The organism is Roseateles sp. P5_B10 (assembly GCF_056400485.1).
The window spans coordinates 1-572 of record NZ_JBFULE010001651.1; the positions used below are offsets into that span (position 1 = coordinate 1).

At 66.1% G+C, this 572-nt stretch carries 1 pseudogene; it reads right to left on the reverse strand.

The features are described 5' to 3' along the window. Positions 1–572 (reverse strand): annotated as a pseudogene (locus tag AC1DU6_RS35130) (bifunctional 3-phosphoshikimate 1-carboxyvinyltransferase/cytidylate kinase); the annotation flags it as partial.

Sequence of the window (572 nt, forward strand, 5' to 3'; positions counted from 1 at the left end):
TGCCGGAGGCGGTCGGGCCGTCGATGGTGACGACCGGAATGTCGGCAGCGTTGGCCACCACGACGCCAAAAAGCGTCTCGAAGTAGTCCGGGAAGGTCTTGGCGACGCAGTGCGGTTCGAGGATGCGCACCGGCACGGCCTGCGCGCTGACAAGGCCGTTGAAGGCGGCCAGCGAGAAACACATGGCGACGCGGTGATCGTCGTAGGTGTGGATGGCCGCGGCCTTCCAGTCCTGCAGCGGTTCAACCCGGATCCAGTCCGGCCCTTCGTCGACCGTGGCACCCAGCTTGCGCAGCTCGGCGGCCATGGCAGCAATGCGATCGGTCTCCTTGACGCGCCAGCTGGCGATATTGGTCAGCGTGGTCGGGCCGTCGGCATAAAGCGCCATCACTGTCAACGTCATCGCCGCGTCGGGGATGTGGTTGCAGTCCAGCGTGATGCCCTTCAGCGGCCAGGCGCCGCGGCGTACTTCCAGCCAATTGGGCCCGGTCTTGACCTGCGCACCCATGGCGGCAGCGGCCTCGATGAAACGCACATCGCCCTGCAGGGATTCGCTGCCGACACCTTCGATG